This is a genomic window from Burkholderia singularis, assembly GCF_001718875.1.
GTDB classification, from domain to species: Bacteria; Pseudomonadota; Gammaproteobacteria; order Burkholderiales; family Burkholderiaceae; genus Burkholderia; species Burkholderia singularis.
Genome location: NZ_CP013448.1, coordinates 3,223,985 through 3,243,863 on the forward strand (window position 1 = coordinate 3,223,985; position 19,879 = coordinate 3,243,863).

The following is a 19,879-nucleotide window of genomic DNA, read 5'->3' on the forward strand; positions in this document are numbered from 1 at the left end:
GCAACGGCCGGCGCGCAGCGCGCCGGCCGCCCGCTTACGGAGGCCCCAATTGGCACACGCAGAACTCGCAGGAAAACACCTCGTCGTCGGCCTCACGGGCGGCATCGCCTGCTACAAGATCGCCGAACTCACGCGCCTGCTGACCAAGGCCGGCGCGACCGTGCAAATCGTGATGACCGAAGCCGCGACGCAGTTCATCACGCCCGTCACGATGCAGGCACTGTCGGGCCGCCCCGTCTATACGAGCCAATGGGACGCGCGGGTGCCCAACAACATGGCGCACATCGATCTATCGCGCGAAGCCGACGCGATGGTGATCGCCCCCGCGTCGACCGACTTTCTCGCCAAGCTCGCGCACGGCTTCGCCGACGATCTGCTGTCGACGCTCGCCGTCGCGCGCGACTGCCCGCTGCTCGTCGTGCCCGCGATGAACCGTCAGATGTGGCAAAACCCGGCCACGCAACGCAACGCGGCGCAGCTTCGCGCGGACGGCGTCGCCGTGCTCGGGCCGGATTCCGGCTCACAGGCGTGCGGTGAAACCGGCGACGGCCGCATGCTCGAGCCGGAGGCGATCTACGAGGCGATCGTGTCGCACTTCCAGCCGAAGGTGCTCGCGCACCGCCGCGTGCTGATCACCGCGGGCCCGACGTTCGAGCCGCTCGACCCGGTGCGCGGACTCACCAACCGCTCGAGCGGCAAGATGGGCTTCGCGCTGGCGCGCGCCGCGCAGCAGGCGGGCGCCGACGTCCATTTGATCGCCGGCCCCGTTTCATTGCCGACACCTTGGGGCGTGTGGCGCGAAGACGTGCAAACCGCTCAGCAGATGTACGACGCGGTGATGCATGCCGTGCCGAACGCCGACGTCTTCATCGCGGTCGCCGCGGTCGCCGACTGGCGTGCGGCGCAGCCCGCCGAGCACAAGATCAAGAAAACCGCCGATCACAAGATGCCGGCGCCGTCGTTCGTCGAGAATCCGGATATCCTCGCGAGCGTCGCCGCGCAACCCGACGCGCCGTATTGCGTCGGCTTCGCGGCGGAAAGCGGCGATCTCGACGTGCACGGCGAGGAAAAGCGCGCGCGCAAGAACGTGCCGCTTCTGATCGGTAATCTCGGGCCGCTGACGTTCGGCCTCGACGACAACGAAGTCGTGCTGTTCGAAGCCGGCGGCACGACGCGCTTGCCGCGCGCGAACAAGATGACGCTCGCGCATGCGCTCGTCGCCGAAATCGCCAAGCGGCTGCCCGACACCCGCCTCATCTAACGCCGGCCGGGCTTTCGCCCGCCGTCACGCGGCCGTCTCCATGCGGCCGCGCCTTTGAACCTCCGACACCGACTGTCACCGCATGAAACTCGACCTGAAGATTCTCGATGCGCGGATGCGCGACTACCTGCCGCACTACGCGACGCCGGGCAGCGCCGGTCTCGACCTGCGCGCGTGCCTCGATGCGAGCGTCACGCTGAAGCCGGGCGACACGGCGCTGATCCGCACCGGCCTTGCGATCCACGTTGCCGACCCCGGCTATGCGGCGCTGATCCTGCCGCGTTCGGGCCTCGGTCATAAACACGGCATCGTGCTCGGCAATCTCGTGGGTCTGATCGACTCCGATTACCAGGGCGAACTGATGATCTCGACATGGAACCGCGGGCAGAGCGAATTCGTGCTGAATCCGTTCGAGCGCCTCGCGCAGCTCGTGATCGTGCCCGTCGTGCAAGCGACGTTCAATATCGTCGACGAATTCGCGCAAAGCGAGCGCGGCGCGGGCGGCTTCGGCAGCACCGGCCGGCATTGAGCGCTCGATGAAAGACGCGCGCGGGCGGATGACCGCCCGCGCGCGTGCCGCCCTGCCCTGCGGCGCCGCTCACTCCTCGAGCGCGCGCTCCCGCCAGCCGACCCGCGGTGCACGCTCACGTTTCACGCGCGTCGATTCAACGATCGTCGCGTAGATCACGAGCGCGATCAGCACCCCCGCGAGAATCGCCGACGAGCCGATCGTGCCGAACCCCAGCCCGCCCTTGGCGGGCGACTTCGTCAGCAAATCACCGAGCGTCGCGCCGAACGGTCGCGTCAGCACGAACGCAGCCCAGAAGAGAAATACGCGCGAAACGTTCGTCCAATATGTCGCGAGCACGATCACGACGAGCAGCCCGCCGATCAGCATTGCGCCGCCCGCGAAACCCAGGCCCGAACTGTCGGCGAGAAAATCGCCGAGCGCGGTGCCGAGCGTGTTCGAGAACAGGATCGCGATCCAGTACAGCACTTCGACCTTGCGGGTGCGGATCTGGTCGACCGACAACGATTCGCCCGACCACCGCCAAACGGCGAAGATCGTCAGCAGAATCGCGACCAGAATCGCCGAGCCGGCCGCGTAGCCCAAGCCGAGCGTGCGGTCCATGAAATCGGACATCGTCGTGCCGGCCGTGCTCGTTGCCACGATCACGGCCCAATAGATCACCGGGCGATAGCGTGCCGTCGCGAGCTGCGCGACGAGCGTGACGATGAAAAACGAAAAGAGGATCAACGAGCTGTACAGATAGCCCACGTTGAGCGTCATCGACAGCAAATCGCCGCCCGTCTCGCCGAGCGTCGTCGCACAGATCTTCATCACCCAGAAGGCGAGCGTGATCGCGGGAAGTTTATTCATACGAGCCTCAGGAATAATCAGGGGCCGGACAGACTGCGATGGGCCGCAATAGGCCGCGTGGGTCGACGCGCCAGCCTAGCCGTCCGAATACCGCATACGAGGCTCGAATACTATGGGACGCTCGCTTAACAGCACATTAAGGTCGATCACGCCAACCGGCGACAACCGCGCGAATTAACGCATCCTGCGCAGAATCCCGCCCGGATTCGCACCACGAATGAAACAATCCCGCGCGGCGACCACCAGATAATCGTCGAGACGCCGCACATCGAGATCGCAGGCGGCGCCTGACGCCTGCGGGCGCAGCAAGGTTGCGTCGACGTCCGACACGGATTTCATCATCAGCAACATTTCCATGCGCGTCGTCGCGGCCGCGCCGCCGAACGAGTAACTGACACGCTCGCCATGCACGATCAGCTTGCGCGCGCCGTCGCTGCTGCGCCAATCGCCGTCCCAGCCGGACGCGCGCGCCGGTCCGGCAGCCGGCTTCAGATGCGAGCGCACGAGCCAGCCGGATGTCGCCTCGCCCTGACGATCGATATAAGTCGCATACACCATACCGTCCATCCACATGTCGCCTTCCGGCGACTCGGCTACGATCACCCGGTTGCCTTTCGCCAGATAGCGGCCGCTGTTCGTGAAACGGAACGACACATGCTCGGCATCCGCCTGTCGCTCGAAAAAAGGCGTCTTTGGCGCTTGCACGCTGGCAAGCCAGGGTGTGGCATCGAGCAGCGGCACGGCATCGCGGTTCACCGACGCGCGCGCGAGCGCGCCGAACGGCGCCGCCGGCCACGGCAGCGCGGCCGCGCCGACGACCACGCCGGCCGCCACGAGCCTCACGATACGCGGCAGCACGCCGGCTTTTGCCCGCGCCCCGCCCGCCGCGTGGTTCTGTTTATCGCCCATACTGCCTCGCTTCGAATTATTCTGCGATACGGCGCTCTTGCGGCACCTTCCGTGCGTGCGCACACTAACGGATGTGCCGCTCCCGATAATACAAACGATAAGCCAGCGTAAGCAGCACGATGAACACGATGCCGACCACCATCGTCATCTGAAATTCGCGCGTGAATGCTGTCGTGACAAGCACCGCGCCGACGAGCGCCGCGCCGAGCAAACTGCCGGCCGGATGCAGCCACATCCGGAACGCCGGTGTCGGCCCGCGATAGCGCGTGCGGAAAAACAAATGCGTGACGAAGATCATCAGCCACGTAAATAGCGCGCCGAACATCGCAATGGCCATCAGCAGCGTATAAGCGGTTTGCGGATATACCGCGACAACCACCGCCGCAACCGCAATACCGCTCGACGATACGACGAGCGCCGCCACCGGCACGCCGTTCGCACCGATGCGGCCGAACATCGCCGGCGCGAGCCCCGCGCGCGACAGGCTGAACATCATGCGCGTCGTCACGTAGAGTTGGCTGTTCATCGCGGACAGCGCCGCCACCAGCACGACGAAATTGATCACGCCGGCCGCATAGGGCACGTGCGTCGCGGCCATCACCTTGACGAACGGGCTCTCATCGGTGCCGGCTTGCGTCCAGGGCACGATCGCCAGCATCAGCGACAGCGTGAGCAAATAAAACAGCACGAGGCGAAACACCGTCGAGCGAAACGCGCGCGACACCGCGCGTTGCGGATCGCGCGCCTCGCCCGCCGCAATCGCGACGGTTTCGATGCTCATATAGCTGAAGATCGCGACGATCACCGCGACCCAGGTGCCCCATACGCCTTTCGGGAAAAAACCGTCGTGCGCGACGTAGTTCGCCGCGCCGATGCCGGACGACGCCGGCGCCGTGCCGACAAGATAGGCTCCGAGCACGACGAAAGCGACGATCGCCGCGATCTTCAACATGGAAAACGCATACTCGACCACACCGTACAATGTCACGCTCGCCATGTTGACCGCGATCAACGCCGCCGAGAAACCGATGACCCAGTACCAGCCGGGCACCCCCGCAAACCAATACTTCATGAAGACGGCGATCGCGCTGATCTCGGTGCCCACGGCGAACACCACCGCCAGCCAATACGCGTAACGGACGAGAAATCCGGCGAGCGGACCGACATAGTGCTCCGCATATGCGCCGAACGAACCCGACGTGGGATGCGCGACCGTCATCTCCGCAAGCGCGCCCATCAGCAGCAGCGCGATCAGCGCGCCGATCGCATATGACACGAGCACGCCGGGCCCCGCGAGCTGGATCGCGAAGCCGCTGCCCAGAAACAGCCCCGTGCCGATCGCGCCGCCAATCGCGATCATCGCCATCTGGCCCGACGTGAGCCCGCGTCTCAAGCCCTTCTCACGCTCGACGATCGAATCGAACGTCCGTTCTTGTACCGTCAAATCAAACTCCCGAATCCATATTCGTTGACTGCCTTCAAATAAAACGAAACGGCGCGGAGGACTTCCCGCGCCGTTTGTTCAAAGTGAAACGATGACTGTTATTCGACTTCCACCGTTTCTTCGTTGGGCTTGCTAGGCGGCGTCGCCGTCTTGTCGAACGACAGTTGCACCTTGTCGTCGCCGTCGACATCGACCGTCACCCGGCCGCCACTGACGAGCTTGCCGAACAGCAACTCGTCGGCAAGCGCGCGGCGGATCGTATCCTGAATCAGCCGCTGCATCGGGCGCGCGCCCATCAGCGGATCGAAGCCGTGCTTCGCGAGATGCTTGCGCAGCGCATCGGTGAAAAGCGCTTCGACCTTCTTCTCGTGAAGCTGCTCTTCAAGCTGGATCAGGAACTTGTCGACCACCCGCATGATGATTTCCTCATCGAGCGGACGGAAGCTGATGGTCGCGTCGAGCCGGTTGCGGAATTCGGGCGTGAACAACCGCTTGATGTCGGCCATCTCGTCACCGACTTCGCGGCGCGTCGTGAAACCGATCGTCGCCTTCTGCATCGACTCGGCGCCCGCATTCGTCGTCATGATGATGATGACGTTGCGGAAATCCGCCTTGCGGCCGTTGTTGTCGGTCAGCGTGCCGTGGTCCATCACCTGCAGCAGCACGTTGAAGATATCCGGATGCGCCTTCTCGATCTCGTCGAGCAGCAGCACGCAATGCGGCTTCTTCGTCACCGCCTCGGTGAGCAGCCCGCCCTGATCGAAACCGACGTAGCCCGGCGGCGCGCCGATCAGACGGCTCACCGCATGCCGCTCCATGTACTCCGACATGTCGAAGCGAATCAGCTCGATGCCGAGCGTGAACGCCAGTTGCCGCGCGACCTCGGTCTTGCCGACGCCCGTCGGACCGGAGAACAGGAACGCGCCGATCGGCTTGTCGAGCTTGCCGAGGCCCGCACGCGCCATCTTGATCGCGGCCGCGAGCGCATCGATCGCCGGGTCCTGGCCGAACACGACGCTCTTCAGATCGCGGTCGAGCGTCTGCAGCTTGCTGCGATCGTCCTGCGACACGCTTTGCGGCGGCACGCGGGCGATCTTCGAGATGATTTCCTCGATCTCGCTCTTGCCGATCGTCTTCTTCTGCTTCGATTTCGGCAGCACGCGCTGAGCCGCGCCCGCCTCGTCGATCACGTCGATCGCCTTGTCGGGCAGATGGCGGTCGGTGATGAAGCGCGCGGACAATTCCGCGGCGGCCGACAGCGCGCCCGACGAATACTTGACGCCGTGATGCTCCTCGAAGCGCGACTTCAACCCGCGCAGAATCGCCACCGTCTGCTCGACGGTCGGCTCGGTCACATCGACCTTCTGGAAGCGCCGCGACAACGCCGCGTCCTTCTCGAAAATGCCGCGGTATTCGGTGAACGTCGTCGCGCCGATGCACTTGAGCGTGCCCGACGACAGCGCCGGCTTCAGCAGGTTCGACGCATCCAGCGTGCCGCCCGATGCGGCACCCGCGCCGATCAGCGTGTGAATCTCGTCGATGAAGAGAATCGCGTGCGGGCGTTCCTTCAATTCCTTGAGCACCGTCTTCAAACGCTGCTCGAAATCGCCGCGATACTTCGTGCCGGCAAGCAATGCGCCCATGTCGAGCGAATAGACCTGGGCGTTCGCGAGAATGTCAGGCACCTCGCCGCGCGTGATCCGGTACGCGAGCCCTTCGGCGATCGCGGTCTTGCCGACCCCCGCCTCGCCGACGAGCAGCGGGTTGTTCTTGCGGCGGCGGCAGAGCACCTGCACGACGCGCTCGACTTCGGACTCGCGCCCGATCAGCGGATCGATGCGGCCGTCCTTCGCCATTTGGTTCAGGTTCTGCGTGAACTGCGCGAGCGGCGTTTCTTTCTGCGCGTTCGTATCGTCGGCTTCGGCGTTCGCATCGGCGGGCTTCGCGGATTCACCGGTGCTCGTCTTCGCGATGCCATGCGAAATGAAGTTGACGACATCGAGACGCGTCACGCCCTGCTGCTGCAAATAGTAGACAGCGTGTGAATCCTTTTCACCGAAGATCGCGACGAGCACATTCGCGCCCGTCACTTCCTTCTTGCCGTTCGACGTCGACTGCACATGCATGATCGCGCGCTGGATCACGCGCTGGAAACCGAGTGTCGGTTGCGTGTCGACGTCATCGGTGCCGGGCACCGTCGGCGTATTGTCGTGAATGAAATTGCGCAGGTTCTGACGCAGGTCTTCGATGTTCGCGGCGCACGCGCGCAACACCTCGGCCGCTGTCGGATTGTCCAACAGCGCCAGCAAAAGATGCTCGACCGTAATGAACTCATGCCGCGCCTGGCGCGCTTCCATGAACGCCATGTGCAAGCTGACTTCCAATTCCTGGGCAATCATGCTTCCTCCATCACGCACTGCAGCGGATGCCCTGCCTGCCGCGCATGGGTAACGACTTGCTCGACTTTGGTCGACGCGATGTCCCGCGTATAGACCCCACAAACCCCCCGCCCTTCGCGATGCACCTTCAGCATAATCTGTGTGGCCGTTTCGCGATCTTTCTTGAAATACTCCTGGACGACCATGACGACGAACTCCATCGGCGTGAAATCGTCATTGAGGAGCACCACCTTGTACATCGAAGGCGGCTTGAGCTGCTGCTCCTTGCGTTCCAGGACGGTACTGTCCTGCTTGTCCGGGATAATCGCCATACACCCATTCTAAACAACTCGGACAGGCCCGCAATCCTGTCATTAACCGACTTGACCAGCCGGCGCCCTCCCCCAGCCTCCCGGTGCCGCGCGCGGGATAAATCTGCCGCGACGGACGCAAACCGGTTTGCGGTACCGGCCTGCGTTCGTTGCGCGCGTCACAGGGATGCGCCGCCCGCGCGCCACGCCAGATCGAGTATCCCACATTGCGCGCTGTCGAACGCTTGTCACCCGTCTCCGGTATGTAAGACGATTATGCGACTTTTCAAGCGGCCTCGCTTGCGCGGATGCTGCAAAGCAAAGCGGGATAAACCCTGAAAAATGGGTTCTTTACAACGTCCCCGTATACGTCTAAAAATTTCCTTGACACTCCAATAAAGAGCGCCAACAATCAAGCTGGCACTTTTTTCAATTCGTCTTCGACAATATGTCTTTGACAATTGAGAAAGGCCGAGGTGAGCTTGTGAGGGGGGAACGGCTGCGTAGGTCGTTTAGCTTTTCGAGCGTGCTCGTTGTAAGTAGCGACTTGTGTGACAGGGGAAGTAGGTATGGCAACTGGTATTGTCAAATGGTTCAATGACGCGAAGGGCTTCGGTTTCATTACGCCCGACGAAGGCGGCGAAGATCTGTTTGCACATTTCTCGGCAATCAACATGCAGGGCTTCAAGACCCTGAAGGAAGGCCAGAAAGTGAGCTTCGAAGTCGTCCAAGGTCCGAAAGGCAAACAAGCGTCAAATATCCAGGCTGCTTCTTAAGAACTATCTGGATAAAGAATCGAAAGCCCGGCTTCCAGCCGGGTTTTTTTTGCGCCGATTTTTGTTCCTGCCAACGCGGCCGCAACCAATGCGCGCTGGATTACAAAATATCCGCCGCCCGTTTATTTCAAATCACTTTCAGAACACCCATCATACCGAGATCCTCGTGTTCGAGAATATGACAATGAAACATCCGCTCGCCACGCTCGGTTTGTGTCACCAGAATCCGCACGGTTTCCCCATCGCCGACATTGACCGTGTCGCGCCATGCGCGATAAGGCTCCGCCACCTTTTTACCCGCCGTTTCGCGCTCGATTACCTGGAATTGCGTGCCGTGCAGATGAAACGGATGGTCCATGTCGGTTTCGTTGCGGATCGTCCATAGCTCGACGTCGCCGCGCCGGCTCGTGAAAGTCGTGCGACGCGGATCGAATGTTGCGCCGTTCACCATGAAACGCATGCCGGCCGGCCGGCCGCGTGTGTTCCCACGCATCATCGCGTCCATGTCCATCTCTTCGGCAAAGACCACTTCCTTGCGCGCCGCCGGCTCGCCCAGCGCGGGCACCGCACGCAGCGTGGCGGGCATCTCGCGCGGCGCGACGCCAGGCTCGAACGAAACGTCGGCGAGCGTCAGTGCACGCTCGGGCGCGGGCGCGCTTTCATGCGCGCCGTGCTGCATCGACATCTTGCCGCGATCGTAGCCAAGCGCGGTCAGTGCCGCGCGCGACGCCGTCGCGCCCGCGCGCACGACCAACTCGGCACGCTCGCCCGGCGCAAGCAGCAGCGACGTCATCTCGCGCGGCGCGCCGAACAGGCCGCCGTCGGTGCCGACATGCGCAAAGCTGCGGCCGTCGTCGAATGCGATCAGCAGATAGCGCGCGTTGCACGCGTTCCAGATTCGCCAGCGTTCGTCGCCGGTGAGCACGATCCGTGGCCGCCGCGCACCGTTGACGAGTACGTACTGCCCTTCGCGGCCGTTCATCCAATCCATCATGTCGTTCGGCGCGATCGCGCCGTCGGCCGCAAGCTTCAGATCCGAAACGAAAAGCTGCCGCTCGGGCCAACCGGCGAGCGGATCGTCGGCGGCGCGCACGACAATCGGCCCCGCGAGCCCGCGAAACACCTGCTCGGCCGTATACATATGCGGATGCGGGTGATACCAATACGTACCCGCGCTTCCCTTGGGCAACGTGAAGCGATAGACGCGCGTCGCGCCCGGCGCGACGAGATCGGTCGGGTTGCCGTCTTGATCGGGCGGCACCGGCAATCCATGCCAGTGAATCGTCGAAGGCTGCGGCAGCCGATTGACGAAACGGATCTCGACGGCGTCGCCCTCGCGCAAATCGATGAGCGGCCCGACAACCGGCCCTTGCGTGCCCGCGCCGTATTGCCAGAATGTCGTTGCCGGCGCACCCGGCAGCATCGCCCGCGCGATGGGCTCGGCCGTGAGCGTCGCGCGGAACACGCCCGGCTCGCGGCTTTCGTTCGCGAGCACGCGCAGCGGAGCAAGCGGCGCGCCTGCGGGCAGCGCATCGGGCGCGGCAAGCGCCACGCGCGCCGGCGGCGCAACGGCCGGCTTGCCGCCGTGAGCACCCGCGCGCTTGGGCTTCATATCCGGCATGTCGTCCATTCCCGCCATGCCATGCATCGAATGATCGGCCGCTGCCGAGCCGCGTGCGAACAACGATGCGGCCGCCGCCGCGAGCGCGTGGGTCAAGAATTGTCTGCGCAACATCAACTTTGTCCTCTTTTCACTCTGCCAAAACAGACATTTCGACGACGATACACCAGCGTCGCGCTCGATGCCCAGCCGAGCGCCGCGTGAAGATGCGGCACCCGAAACGAAAACACCCCGGCGAGCACGCGGCCTGCCGGGGTGTCGTTTGACGTCGACAACGCCGATGCGCTTACTGCATGTTTTCGATCAGCACTTGACCGAAGCCCGAGCACGACACTTGCGTCGCGCCTTCCATCAGACGGGCGAAGTCATACGTGACGCGCTTTTGCAGAATCGATTTCTCCATCGCCGCGATGATCACGTCGGCCGCTTCGGTCCAGCCGAGGTGGCGCAGCATCATTTCGGCCGACAGGATCTCGGAGCCGGGGTTCACATAGTCCTTGCCCGCGTACTTCGGCGCCGTGCCGTGCGTCGCCTCGAACATCGCCACCGAATCCGACAGATTCGCGCCCGGCGCGATGCCGATGCCGCCGACCTGCGCGGCGAGCGCATCCGAAATGTAGTCGCCGTTCAGGTTCAGCGTCGCGATCACGTCGTATTCGGCCGGACGCAGCAGGATCTGCTGAAGGAACGCGTCGGCGATCGAATCCTTGATCACGATCTCGTTGCCCGTCTTCGGGTTCTTGAACTTCATCCACGGGCCGCCGTCGATCAGCTCCGCGCCGAATTCCTTCTGCGCGAGCGCATAGCCGTAGTCACGGAATGCGCCTTCCGTGAACTTCATGATGTTGCCCTTGTGAACGAGCGTGACCGACTTGCGGTCGTTGTCGATCGCGTACTGGATGGCCTTGCGCACGAGCCGCTCGGTGCCTTCCTTCGACACCGGCTTGATGCCGATGCCCGACGTTTGCGGGAAGCGGATCTTCTTCACGCCCATCTCTTCCTGCAGGAACTTGATGACCTTCTTCGCCTGCTCGGACTCGGCCGCCCATTCGATACCCGCGTAAATATCCTCCGAATTTTCGCGGAAAATCACCATGTTGGTCTTCTCCGGCTCGCGCACGGGCGACGGCACGCCTTTGAAGTACTGGATCGGGCGCAGGCACACGTACAGGTCGAGTTCCTGGCGCAGCGCGACGTTCAGCGAACGGATGCCGCCGCCCACCGGGGTCGTGAGCGGCCCCTTGATCGACACGACATACTCCTTCAGCACCTGCAACGTCTCGTCCGGCAGCCAGACGTCCGGACCGTAGACCTTGGTTGCCTTCTCGCCCGCGTAGATTTCCATCCAGTGGATCTTCTTCTTGCCGCCATACGCCTTTTCGACCGCCGCATCGACGACCTTGATCATCACCGGCGTGATGTCGAAGCCCGTGCCGTCCCCTTCGATGTAAGGGATGATCGGCTGATCGGAAACGTTGAGCGAAAAATCCTGATTGACGGTGATCTTGTCACCGCCTTCCGGAACCTTGATGTGCTGATACGGCATGATCGACTCCAGTGATAGGGCTGAGCTGATGAGTATCTAGTTGTGCGCAGCCGGGCGCGCGGCGCCGGCCCGGCGCCGGCAAGCCGCTATTCTAGCGCTCCAACGGCAAGGGGCGGCGCGAGATGACGGGGGATCAGCGCGCGGGGCTCGCGCAAGCTTTTGCTTAGGTCTTATATAAGACAAAAGACTTGCCGTTCCGTATTATGCATTAAGATTCCGCCATTTGCCATACAACGCAGCCTGCGCCACGACGCGCGGGCTCCGTACCGCCATGCGCCTCATCGCTCTCAACAAGCCGTTCGGCACGATCTGCCAATTCTCGGCGCACGACACCCGCCCATCGCTCGGCAACTGGGTGAAGACGCCCGGCGTCTACCCGGCAGGCCGGCTCGACGCCGACAGCGAGGGGCTGCTGCTGCTCACCGACGACGGCGCGCTGCAGGCGAAGATCGCCGAGCCCCGTCACAAACTGGTCAAGCGGTATTGGGCACAAGTCGACGGCGCGCCGACAGACGAAGCGCTCGCGCAATTGGCGCGCGGCGTCAATCTCGGCGATTACGTGAGCCGGCCATGCCACGCGCGCATCATCGCGCCGCCCGACGCGCTCTGGCCGCGCACGCCGCCGATCCGCTACCGCGCGGCGATCCCGACCACCTGGATCGAACTGGAGATCGCCGAAGGCAAGAACCGCCAGGTACGGCGCATGACCGCCGCCGTCGGCTTTCCGACGCTGCGTCTCGTGCGCGTCGGCATCGGCGCGCTCGACGTGTTCGCGCTCGGCCTCGCGCCCGGCGAAACTCGCGAGCTGCCGCCGCGCGCGCCGTGGAACGGCTTGCCGCAGCGCGGCTAACCTCGCCGGCCGATGGCCGCCGGCCGCTGCGAGCGGCGCCGGCGGTGACATTTGCGTGACGCCCGACATCGCGCGTCAACCGACTGAGAACCCGGTGCGTTAGACGGTACAGATGCCGCTCCCAGCTATCCGGCATTCGTGTCCGAACCGCTGCTGCGTCGTTTGATCGACGTCAAGCCGCAGACAGGACGCCGCAGCGCGACGAGATTTTTCTCGATGCGTCTGTCAACCGAAAGGTGGATGGCACGTTAGACGACATGACTCCTATGCCGGGTCATTTGGTTAATTAACTAAAGCTGAGGAAACACAACATGAACAAACTGATCGCTGCTCTGGTTGCTGGCCTGTTCGCAACGGCTGCTTTCGCGCAAGCTTCGGCTCCGGCCGCTGCTTCGGCTGCTCCGGCTGAAGCCGCTTCGGCACCGGCCAAGAAGGCTACGCACAAGAAGCACCACGCTTCGAAGAAGCACCACGCTGCGAAGAAGGCAGCAAGCGAAGCCGAAGCCCCGGCCGCTGCTTCGAACTAAGTAAGCAAGTTGTAAGACGCAGTCAAGAACAAGCTGTTGCCGTTCTTACGGCGTTCCAAGGCAGATCGTTGCGAAGCGGTCTGCCTTTTTCTTTGTTCGCGCGATCCGGCGCGGGCGCATCGATTCGGCCGCCAAGCTGCGCGCGACGCCGCGCGTCGAGTACCATGCGAGTCTCGTTTTCCCGATAGGAGCTTTCGCCGTGCGATTTTCCCCACGCTCTTCGCTCGCCCGCGTTGCGCGAGCCGCCGTCTTTCCGGTCGCGATCGCGCTCGCCGCGGGCGGCATGCAGGCCGCGCTCGCACAGACCGCGCAACTGCCGCCCGGTGCGAAGCAGCCAGGCGATTTCCCGCGCGCGAAGTTGCGCGCCGGCATGCATGTGATCGACGCGGCCGTTGCGGCAAACGATTCCGATCGCGAGCAGGGCCTGATGTACCGGTCGCAGCTCGCGCCGAACGAAGGGATGCTGTTCGTGTTCAACGAGAACGCGGTGCATTGCTTTTGGATGAAAAACACGCTGATCCCGCTGTCGATTGCATTCATCCGCGCGGACGGCACGATCACCGACATCGACGAAATGCAGGCCGAAACCACCAATAACCACTGCCCGCGCAACAATGGCGTCTATGCGCTCGAGATGAGCAAGGGCTGGTTCACGGCAAAGGGCATCAAGCCGGGCATGAAGATCGACGGGCTGCCAAAGCCGCAGTAACGCCGCCGCGGCCCGCCTGCCCCCGGGCGCCGGCGCGGTTGCCGTTGCCAGGACGAGCCGGCCGCGCGCCGGCTTTTTTGCGTGTGCCGTTTGCGCCCCGGTCCGGGCGGATGACGCACGCCGCCCGGCGCCGCGCGCAGGCGTGACGCACCGGCCTTGATTGCGCGGCTTGCCGCCCGCATCTGCAAAAGCCTTGAGCAAGCGCTATGCTTTAAGTCTCGAGAAAACGACGGCGCCGGCCGGTCCAGCCGGCCCGTTTCCATTCAGGACCATTAGGAGGTTCACGTGCCCCGCAAAACGCCCATCGAGCGCTATAGAAATATTGGGATCAGCGCTCACATCGACGCCGGCAAGACCACGACAACCGAGCGCATCCTCTTCTATACCGGCGTGAGCCACAAGATCGGCGAGGTTCACGACGGCGCAGCGACGATGGACTGGATGGAGCAGGAACAGGAACGCGGCATCACGATTACGTCCGCCGCGACGACCGCGTTCTGGAAAGGCATGGCCGGCAACTATCCGGAACACCGGATCAACATCATCGATACCCCCGGACACGTCGATTTCACGATCGAAGTCGAGCGCTCGATGCGCGTGCTCGACGGCGCGTGCATGGTCTACGACTCGGTGGGCGGCGTGCAGCCGCAATCGGAAACCGTGTGGCGCCAGGCGAACAAGTACAAGGTGCCGCGCATCGCGTTCGTCAACAAGATGGACCGCATCGGCGCGGACTTCTTCCGCGTGCAGCGGCAGATCGGCGAGCGCCTGAAAGGCGTCGCGGTGCCCGTGCAGATCCCGATCGGCGCGGAAGAGCACTTCCAGGGCGTCGTCGACCTCGTGAAGATGAAGGCGATCGTCTGGGACGACGAAAGCCAGGGCGTCAAGTTCACTTATGAGGAGATCCCGGCGAATCTCGTCGAGCTTGCGCGCGAATGGCGCGAAAAGATGGTCGAGGCGGCCGCCGAGGCAAGCGAGACCTTGCTCGAGAAATACCTGACCGATCACGATTCGCTGACCGAGGACGAGATCAAAACAGCGTTGCGCCAGCGCACGATCGCGAACGAGATCGTGCCGATGCTGTGCGGCAGCGCGTTCAAGAACAAGGGCGTGCAGGCGATGCTCGACGCGGTGATCGACTACCTGCCGTCGCCCGTGGACGTGCCCGCGATCCTCGGCCACGATCTGCACGACAACGAAGCGGAGCGCCATCCGAGCGACGACGAGCCGTTCTCCGCGCTCGCGTTCAAGATCATGACCGACCCGTTCGTCGGCCAGCTGATCTTCTTCCGTGTCTATTCGGGCGTCGTAGAATCGGGCGACACCGTGTTGAACGCGGTGAAGGACAAGAAGGAGCGGCTCGGCCGGATCTTGCAGATGCATGCGAACGAGCGCAAGGAAATCAAGGAAGTGCGCGCGGGCGATATCGCGGCGGCCGTCGGGTTGAAGGAAGCGACCACCGGCGACACGCTGTGCGACCCGGCCAACCCGATCATTCTCGAGCGCATGGAGTTTCCGGAGCCGGTGATCTCGCAGGCCGTCGAGCCGAAGACGAAGGCCGACCAGGAAAAGATGGGCCTCGCGCTGAACCGCCTCGCACAGGAAGACCCGTCGTTCCGCGTGCAGACCGACGAGGAATCCGGGCAGACCATCATTTCCGGGATGGGCGAGCTGCATCTCGAAATCCTGGTCGACCGGATGAAGCGCGAATTCGGCGTCGAAGCGACGGTCGGCAAGCCGCAGGTCGCGTATCGCGAGACGGTGCGCACGACGGCGGCCGATGTCGAGGGCAAGTTCGTCAAGCAGTCGGGCGGCCGCGGCCAGTACGGTCACGCGGTCATCACGCTCGAGCCGAATCCGGGCAAAGGCTACGAATTCCTCGACGAGATCAAGGGCGGCGTGATTCCGCGCGAATATATTCCGGCGGTCGACAAGGGCATCCAGGACACGCTGAAATCCGGCGTGCTGGCGGGCTATCCGGTCGTCGACGTGAAGGTCCACCTGACGTTCGGCTCGTACCATGACGTCGACTCGAATGAAAACGCGTTCCGGATGGCCGGCTCGATGGCGTTCAAGGAAGCGATGCGCCGGGCGAAACCGGTGCTGCTCGAGCCGATGATGGCCGTGGAGGTCGAAACGCCCGAGGATTTCATGGGCAACGTGATGGGCGACTTGTCGAGCCGGCGCGGCATCGTTCAGGGGATGGACGACATCGCCGGCGGCGGCGGCAAGATCGTGCGCGCCGAGGTGCCGCTCGCCGAGATGTTCGGCTATTCGACGTCGCTGCGCTCGGCAACGCAAGGCCGCGCGACTTACACGATGGAGTTCAAGCACTACGCGGAAACGCCCGCGAACGTGTCGGAGGCCGTCATCAGCGCGAAGCAGGTCGACCGCAGATAAGCGCCCTCGCCGGGCCGCGCATGCGGCTCGGCGCGCGGGGCGGGCATCGGCATGGCTGCCGTTGTCGCTATTGTCCGCATTGCCCCGCCTCGAAGCCCCGGCGCTTCGAAGCAAGCAAGCCCGCCCGGAAACGGACGGGCTTTTTCGTGGCTTCGTCCATCAGCGCGTTGCCGTGCCGCTCGCGCGACAGCGGATGTCATATCGACATTCAGCGCACGGCCAATGTCCAATTCATCGCGCCGCCGACGCGCAACGCAGGACGATGCCCTTCGCCCGCGCGTCGGCCGCCTCGCCGCTACAGCATCTCGAGCGGGCGCTTGCGTTGCGGCGGCCTGAAATGCGCATCGAGCCGGGCGCGCTCGGTGGCGTCGAGCGTCAGATCGAGCGCCGCGCGATTGTCGCGCACATGTTCGATAGTGCCCGCCTTCGGAATCGCAAGTACGTTCGGCTGCGCGAGCACCCATGCGAGCGCGACGCGCATCGGCGACACGCCGCGTTCGCGCGCGATGTCGTCGAGCACCGTGTGCTTCGGAAAGCGCAGATGATCGATCGGGCTGTATGCCATCGCGGGCATGCCGTGACGCGCGAGCCACGGCAGCAGATCGAATTCCGGAGCGCGGCGCGCGAGGTTGTAGAGAATCTGGTTCGTCGCGCATGCGTCACCGTCCACGATATCGACAAGCTCCGCCATGTCGTCGACGTCGAAGTTGCTGACGCCCCAGTAGCGTATCTTGCCCGCGTCGCGCAACGCGTGAAAGCCGGCGAGCGTCTGCTCGAGCGGAATCGCGCCGCGCCAGTGCAGCAGGTACAGATCGATCCGGTCGGTGCGCAGCCGCTTCAGGCTCGCTTCGCACGCGGCGATCACGCCCGCGCGGCTCGCATGCTGCGGCAGCACCTTGCTGACGATGAACAGTTCGTCGCGCCGGTCGGCGAGCGCTTCGCCGACGAGCGTCTCGGTCGCGCCGTCGCCGTACATTTCCGCGGTATCGATGAGCGTCATCCCAAGCTCCACGCCTTCGCGCAGCGCGGCGATCTCCGCCGCGCGCCGCGACGCCTGCTCGCCCATTTCCCAGGTGCCCTGCCCGAGTTTCGGAACGCGCTCGCCGCCGGGCAGAGCGACGGTCGTCTCAAGGATGCTTGTCATCTGGCCTCCGTCGTCACAGATTCGCACACGGCCCGCCGCCGCGCGCCGTTTCGTCAGTTTAGCGGCTTGCCCGTCGCAAACCGCATTCGGCGCAAAAACCGGCTATAACGCCAGCACGCGATGTCTTAGAATGGCTGCACTGTTTTCTGCAACCCATTCATGAAGCCATCGATGGAAGACCGCTGGTCCGGCCTGCGCCCCGATCCCGACAACGACACGCCGCTCTATCTGCAACTCGCCCGCAAGCTCGGTGACGCGATCCACGACAATCGCTGGGCCGCCGGCGAAGCGTTGCCGTCGGAGCGGCTGCTGGCGGAATCGCTCGGCGTGTCGCGCATCACCGCGCGCAAGGCGATCGCGCTGCTCGTCGAACAAGGGCTGATCCGGCGCACGCAAGGCGCCGGCAATTTCATCCAGCCGCGCTATGAAGATCCGCTCTCGCGCCTGTCGAGTTTCAGCGAAATGCTCAAGCGCCGCGGCTTCACGCCAAGCTCGACTTGGCTTGCGCGCGGAATCGAGCCCGCGAACCGCGACGAAGTGATCCAGCTCGGGCTGTCGCCCGCCGCGTCGGTCACGCGATTGAAGCGGCTGCGGCTCGCGGACGGCATCGTGATGGCGGTCGAGAACTCGACATTTCCCGCAACGATCATTCCCGAGCCGCAATCGATCGGCGATTCGCTGTACAGCTATCTCGAGCAACGCGGCACGCCGATCGTGCGCGCGCTGCAGCACTTCCGCGCGGTCAACGCGAGCGACGAAATCGCCAGGCAGATGGACATCGCACCGCACGACGCGCTGCTGCTGATCACGCGGATCGGCTTCACGCACGACCAGCGCGCGATCGAGCTGACCGATACCTATTGCCGCAACGACTACTACGATTTCGTCATCGAATTGCGCAAATAACGGGCTTTGCGGGTTCCGCGCGTGCCTCGCGCGGCCCATGCCGCCGCGATAACCGGCGCCACGTGCATAGCGCTCGATGCTGCCGTGTCTCGAACCCGCGCCGGGCGACGCGCGAAATCGCGCATCGCGCGCCGGCAATATACGAAAACGGGCAGCGCCCCATGGCAATGCGTGACACGACACAGCGCTGCGCGGCGATGGGCGGATACGAACAGATCACGCTGCGGCAAACAGCGCCACGTCACGGTAACCAGCACGGCTCGTCACTGCCGACGGGCACGGGCGGCCGCCCGAAACGAGGCGGGGTCTGCGACAGCCGCTCGGCCGGCCGCACGCCGCGCACCGCGCCGAACGGCGAATCGGTCGCGTCGTCCAGGCAATCGCGTACATCGTCGAGCGCCAGATCCGGCACACGTTCGCCGCCATCGACCCGCCCCATCGACTGCAACCACCGCCCGGTTTGCGCGAGCGACACGCGCACCCGCCAGCTTCCGCCTTCGCGCGCGCGGCGCACGAGCGCCATCATCGCGCCAAACGCCGCGAGATAGCCGGTGGCATGGTCGAGCGCCTGGCAAGGCAGATGCCGCGGCGCGCGGGTGCCCGCCGCGCACTGCTCCGTCCAGGCAATGCCGCTTGCCGACTGCACGAGACTATCGAAGCCGCGGCGCGACGCCCACGGCCCGTCGTATCCGTATGCGCACACCGACACGCAGACGATTCCCGGATGACGCCGCGCCAGCTCGGCCGCGCCGAAGCCGAGCGCATCGAGCGCACCCGGCCGGTACGATTGCACGAACACGTCGGCGCGCGCCGCAAGCGCATCGAGCGTCGCGCGCCCGGCGTCGTCGCGCAGATCGACGATAGCCGAGCGTTTGCCACGGCCGTTGTCGATCACGAGCGCCGGAATGTTCGGCAGATGCGGGCCGTTGACGAGCAGCACCTGCGCGCCGTGCTGCGCAAGCGTGCGGCCCGCGACAGGCCCGGCGATGATCCGCGTCAAATCGAGCACGCGCGTACCGGACAGCGGCTGCACGAGCGCGGCGGCGCCCGCTTGCGCGCGCATGCCCGCCGCGATTGGCCCGTCCGCGCCGACGGGCATCGGCGGCGCGTCGCCGATGCGTTCGATCTCGAACAGCGCTCCCCGCTCGAGCGCGCGCGCGGGTTCGAGCGCGCGCCATTCTTCTGGAGAGCGAATCAATGCCGCGCAAAGCCCCGCTTCGGCAAGCGTTGCGTCGAGCGTCTGGCCATCCCAGCCGCGAATCGCCGCGGCCACCTGGCCGGGTTCGTCGCCGCAGCCGAGCACCTCGACGATGCCGGCCAGATGATGCGGAAAATTCGCGTGAAGCTGAATCCAGCGCGCGTCGCGCGTCTCGTAAAAACCGGTGACGGCATGGCGCGGCTCGGGCGGCGCGCCGCCGTCGACGCGCAAATACCGCTCGCTGCGAAACGCCGCCAGCGCGTGCCGCACCGACACGCCGACGCGCTGCACACGCCCGGTTCGCACGCGATAGCATTCGGCGGCCGCCAAGCCGGCAGCCGCGATCGTCGATGCGGCAAGCACGCCGACCCGGTGCACCGACGGCAGGCCCGGATCGTCGCCGTCGAGATCGACGCGCTCCAGCGCAGCCGGATCACCTGCGGCGAGACGCCAAAGATACGTCAGTGCTTGCAAGGAATTCATCGCCGCGGGCCTCGTCTTCGTCAATGTGCAAACGA

Annotated in this window: 17 protein-coding genes; 8 read left to right on the forward strand and 9 right to left on the reverse strand. The window is 64.5% G+C overall.

Features of this window, described 5'->3' with window-relative positions; all coding sequences use genetic code 11:
- Window positions 1–49 precede the first annotated feature (49 nt).
- Complete coding sequence (gene coaBC, locus AQ611_RS14270; RefSeq protein WP_069234888.1) at window positions 50–1,261, forward strand: bifunctional phosphopantothenoylcysteine decarboxylase/phosphopantothenate--cysteine ligase CoaBC; 1,212 nt, start codon at window positions 50–52, stop codon at window positions 1,259–1,261.
- An 82-nt stretch (window positions 1,262–1,343) separates the two neighbouring features.
- Window positions 1,344–1,790, forward strand: a complete 447-nt coding sequence (gene dut, locus AQ611_RS14275) for a dUTP diphosphatase (RefSeq protein ID WP_059520468.1) — start codon at window positions 1,344–1,346, stop codon at window positions 1,788–1,790.
- A 69-nt stretch (window positions 1,791–1,859) separates the two neighbouring features.
- On the opposite strand, the gene AQ611_RS14280 is transcribed toward dut, so the two are convergent.
- The 5 genes from AQ611_RS14280 to clpS form a co-directional block, all read right to left on the reverse strand.
- Window positions 1,860–2,642 (reverse strand): COG4705 family protein, encoded by a 783-nt coding sequence (locus AQ611_RS14280; protein WP_069234889.1) that lies wholly within the window; start codon window positions 2,640–2,642, stop codon window positions 1,860–1,862.
- Window positions 2,643–2,816: 174 nt separating this feature from the next.
- Window positions 2,817–3,551: a hypothetical protein gene (locus tag AQ611_RS14285; protein WP_069234890.1), complete on the reverse strand. Its 735-nt coding sequence runs from the start codon at window positions 3,549–3,551 to the stop codon at window positions 2,817–2,819.
- A gap of 64 nt (window positions 3,552–3,615) precedes the next feature.
- Complete coding sequence (locus tag AQ611_RS14290) at window positions 3,616–4,995, reverse strand: amino acid permease (RefSeq protein ID WP_069234891.1); 1,380 nt, start codon at window positions 4,993–4,995, stop codon at window positions 3,616–3,618.
- 98 nt (window positions 4,996–5,093) lie between these two features.
- The gene (gene clpA / locus AQ611_RS14295; protein WP_069234892.1) at window positions 5,094–7,394 is read right to left on the reverse strand and encodes an ATP-dependent Clp protease ATP-binding subunit ClpA; all 2,301 of its coding nucleotides are present in this window, start codon (window positions 7,392–7,394) and stop codon (window positions 5,094–5,096) included.
- Window positions 7,391–7,705, reverse strand: coding sequence for an ATP-dependent Clp protease adapter ClpS (gene clpS / locus AQ611_RS14300; protein WP_059520473.1), 315 nt, complete (start codon window positions 7,703–7,705; stop codon window positions 7,391–7,393). The genes clpA and clpS overlap by 4 nt, the downstream gene beginning before the upstream one ends.
- A gap of 548 nt (window positions 7,706–8,253) precedes the next feature.
- Here clpS and AQ611_RS14305 point away from each other — a divergent pair.
- Window positions 8,254–8,460: a cold-shock protein gene (locus AQ611_RS14305; RefSeq protein ID WP_059520474.1), complete on the forward strand. Its 207-nt coding sequence runs from the start codon at window positions 8,254–8,256 to the stop codon at window positions 8,458–8,460.
- 127 nt (window positions 8,461–8,587) lie between these two features.
- Here AQ611_RS14305 and AQ611_RS14310 read toward each other — a convergent pair whose 3' ends face one another.
- Together AQ611_RS14310 and icd are read right to left on the reverse strand one after the other, a co-directional pair.
- Window positions 8,588–10,195, reverse strand: coding sequence for a multicopper oxidase family protein (locus AQ611_RS14310; protein ID WP_069234893.1), 1,608 nt, complete (start codon window positions 10,193–10,195; stop codon window positions 8,588–8,590).
- A 172-nt stretch (window positions 10,196–10,367) separates the two neighbouring features.
- Window positions 10,368–11,627, reverse strand: coding sequence for an NADP-dependent isocitrate dehydrogenase (gene icd / locus AQ611_RS14315; RefSeq protein ID WP_059520476.1), 1,260 nt, complete (start codon window positions 11,625–11,627; stop codon window positions 10,368–10,370).
- 271 nt (window positions 11,628–11,898) lie between these two features.
- On the opposite strand from icd, the gene AQ611_RS14320 reads away from it, so the two are divergent.
- The 4 genes from AQ611_RS14320 (at window position 11,899) to fusA (ending at window position 16,113) form a co-directional block, all read left to right on the forward strand.
- Complete coding sequence (locus AQ611_RS14320; protein WP_059520477.1) at window positions 11,899–12,477, forward strand: pseudouridine synthase; 579 nt, start codon at window positions 11,899–11,901, stop codon at window positions 12,475–12,477.
- Between the two features lie 311 nt (window positions 12,478–12,788).
- Window positions 12,789–13,004 carry a hypothetical protein gene (locus AQ611_RS24810; RefSeq protein ID WP_059520478.1) on the forward strand — a complete coding sequence of 72 codons (216 nt, stop codon included), beginning with the start codon at window positions 12,789–12,791 and terminating at the stop codon, window positions 13,002–13,004.
- 199 nt (window positions 13,005–13,203) lie between these two features.
- Entirely contained in the window at window positions 13,204–13,713 is a 510-nt protein-coding gene (locus AQ611_RS14325; protein WP_069234894.1) for a DUF192 domain-containing protein, read from the forward strand.
- A 285-nt stretch (window positions 13,714–13,998) separates the two neighbouring features.
- Window positions 13,999–16,113, forward strand: coding sequence for an elongation factor G (fusA, locus tag AQ611_RS14330; protein WP_059520480.1), 2,115 nt, complete (start codon window positions 13,999–14,001; stop codon window positions 16,111–16,113).
- Window positions 16,114–16,408: 295 nt separating this feature from the next.
- On the opposite strand, the gene AQ611_RS14335 is transcribed toward fusA, so the two are convergent.
- Window positions 16,409–17,257 carry an aldo/keto reductase gene (locus tag AQ611_RS14335; RefSeq protein WP_069234895.1) on the reverse strand — a complete coding sequence of 283 codons (849 nt, stop codon included), beginning with the start codon at window positions 17,255–17,257 and terminating at the stop codon, window positions 16,409–16,411.
- Window positions 17,258–17,416: 159 nt separating this feature from the next.
- Between AQ611_RS14335 and AQ611_RS14340 the strand changes: the two genes are divergently transcribed.
- Entirely contained in the window at window positions 17,417–18,163 is a 747-nt protein-coding gene (locus AQ611_RS14340; protein ID WP_059520482.1) for a GntR family transcriptional regulator, read from the forward strand.
- Window positions 18,164–18,404: 241 nt separating this feature from the next.
- On the opposite strand, the gene AQ611_RS14345 is transcribed toward AQ611_RS14340, so the two are convergent.
- A complete protein-coding gene (locus AQ611_RS14345) occupies window positions 18,405–19,844 on the reverse strand; it encodes a CoA transferase (RefSeq protein WP_069235316.1) in 1,440 nt (479 codons plus the stop codon).
- Window positions 19,845–19,879 lie beyond the last annotated feature (35 nt).